The organism is Variovorax sp. P4_D9, from assembly GCF_056401695.1.
This window is the reverse complement of sequence record NZ_JBFUIU010001154.1, coordinates 1-2236: the sequence shown is the minus strand read 5'-3', so window position 1 is coordinate 2236 and position 2236 is coordinate 1. Positions and strand designations below refer to the sequence as shown.

The following is a 2236-nucleotide window of genomic DNA, read 5'->3' as shown; positions in this document are numbered from 1 at the left end:
GCGCTGATAGGCGCGCTGCAGTGGCGTTTGCGCGGTCAGCCCCAAGCGCGCAAGCAGCGCGCCAATCGAGGCGAGCGACAGGCGCACTTCAAAGCGCGAGAGCAGCAGTTCTTGGACGATCTGCCGGGTCCACAGTCCAAAGTCAAAGCCGTGCTGATCGGGGCGCTTTCCATTGACCCATCGAAAAACCTGTCGCTCCTGGGCGCTGGTGAGTTTTCGAGGCCGCCCCGTCCCTTTGGTCGAGCGCAGCGCCTTCAGCCCGCGGCCACGTCCGCGCGCCGCCGCTTTGCATTTGTACGCCCACGATCGGTTCATGCCAAAGGATGCGGCCACCGCCGCGGGGCGCTCTCCCTCGTTCATGCGCTGAACAGCCAGAACACGCATTTCCTCAAGCGTGTTGTGGGCCAGAGTGCGACCGTCTCGTTTCATCAGCCATTGAACACATTGCGGCCGCATAGTTCCCCAAATCGTCCGCTAAATTACTGACTGATGAGTAACCTGAAAGCGCTCAAGCAATTCGATGAACCGCTTCCAGCCGGAAGCAAGTTCACACACCTTCACTTCTCGTACCCACCTGTTGGCGACGAGGTTCACCAGACGATACCGGTAGATTTCGCGGAACGTCTTTTCGTCAATCAGCCGTTGCGACATCATGATTTCACAATGCTCAAACAGACCCATGTATGCCTCTCTGAAAAGTACTCTTCGGGAGTGGTCGGACCTGCGTTGCCGGTCCACTTTCCGCCATTGCGAAGGGCGCGGTGAACGTCATCGTGTCTAGCAAACGCGGAGCGGAGTTCGAGCCAAAACTCAGCTCGATTCGTCCTCGCGGTGATGAAGAGATTTAGCGCGGCAAACAACAGGGAGCCTGCTCCGACTACAACGCCGACAATTGTCGCCACATCCTTTGCCTCAGCGAGTGTCATGACTGACCTCCGTTCGCGGTACTCATCGACGCCTAAAGCGATAGGTTAGAAGATTGAATACATTCTGCCGCATCCCAGTACAGCGTAGCTGCCAAAGGCACTCCCCCACTGCGAGCCAACTCAGCGCGCGCCTTTTGGTCAAAGCAACGCAGACAAGGTCGAACAGCACGACGCCACGTGCGACCGATTCAAGGCCACGGCACGAAGGTCTGGTACTGGGTCCCGACGCCGAAGCGGCTCACTCAGGTTCGTACACCTCTTCGAAAACATGGTCCGGCATCCACGTCTCGTATTGGTCTGAACGCCCGAGCTTTCGCACAACCAAGTACCCGCTGAATTTCYGAAGGTGGCTCGGAGGAGGCTTCATGCTATTCACCCGCGAAAACCTCGCGTGCCGGGCTGCGTACTCTGAGTTGGACATGTTGGTTGCGCGAACGACTTCGCCATATCGGGCAGCATCGCCAGCAGCTTGTCGCCATCGAGCCGATCGGTCTTGGCCCGCCTGGCGTGTCGGTTCACCTCGATGCTGGAGGAGTCGACCACGATGTTGTCGACACCCTGCTCGACCAGCCAGCGGTGCAGCCACCAGCCGTCGCGCCCGGCTTCGTAGCACGAGTGCACCAGGGCCTGCGGCTCGAGCTTGCAGCGCTCCCGGGCCTTGGCGATGCAGTGCGCAACGGCGGCCGTGTCGCCGGCGTCAACGTTGTACCGGCTCGGGCCGTTCCGGCCATCGCTCGCTGTCACCTTCCAGGACTTGTCGCCGAGCTCGAAGCTCATGTACAGCTCGCCCTGGATCGCCGTATCCTTGACTTGTGGGACTGTCTGGGTTGTCGACATTTCCGGCTCCTTTGCAGTAGAGGTTGGGAAATCCCGTTGTAGCTAAACGGGTCTCGCTCGGGTAGTCCTACATAGCATCTTTGTCCAACGCCACCGACGCGTGTGGCCGATCTCGGTGCAATGCCGGGTGCTGCGAATCAGTTTGACGGGATACCACGAGCACTTCGTGCGCAAAGCCAGCGGCGCGCAGCGCCGTCACCTGAGCGACGACGCGCTGCTGGTGCACATCAAGGCGATTCATGCCGAGACGCGTGGCGGCTACGGCTGGCCGCGCATCTGGAAGGAACTGCTGGCACGCGGCATCCGCGTGGGCAAGGACCGGGTTCAAAAGCTCATGCAGCGGCACGGCATTCGCGCCCGTGGCAAGCGCCGCTTCAAGATCACCACAGACAGCCGCCACGACCTGCCGATCTCACCCAACCTGCTGAACCGTGAATTCACCGTCACGCAGCCGGACAAGGTCTGGGCGGGCG

Annotated in this window: 2 protein-coding genes and 2 pseudogenes; 1 reads left to right on the top strand and 3 read right to left on the bottom strand. The window is 60.6% G+C overall.

The genetic code is table 11. The annotated features are described in order from the left end of the window. From AC1DY5_RS52280 to AC1DY5_RS52270, 3 genes and pseudogenes are all read right to left on the bottom strand, one after another. A partial coding sequence (locus tag AC1DY5_RS52280) for a winged helix-turn-helix domain-containing protein (protein WP_478122125.1) occupies positions 1 to 429 on the bottom strand: 429 nt, incomplete at its 3' end. 45 nt (positions 430 to 474) lie between these two features. Next, positions 475 to 681, bottom strand: coding sequence for a hypothetical protein (locus AC1DY5_RS52275; protein WP_478122124.1), 207 nt, complete (start codon positions 679 to 681; stop codon positions 475 to 477). 698 nt (positions 682 to 1379) lie between these two features. Next, a pseudogene (locus AC1DY5_RS52270) lies at positions 1380 to 1763 on the bottom strand (IS110 family RNA-guided transposase); the annotation flags it as partial. A gap of 85 nt (positions 1764 to 1848) precedes the next feature. On the opposite strand from AC1DY5_RS52270, the pseudogene AC1DY5_RS52265 reads away from it, so the two are divergent. Next, positions 1849 to 2236, top strand: a pseudogene (locus tag AC1DY5_RS52265) (IS3 family transposase); the annotation flags it as partial.

Coding starts and splice junctions, on each gene's coding strand:
- AC1DY5_RS52275 (WP_478122124.1), bottom strand. CDS start 681: ATGGGTCTGTTTGAGCATTGTGAAATCATGATGTCGCAACGGCTGATT.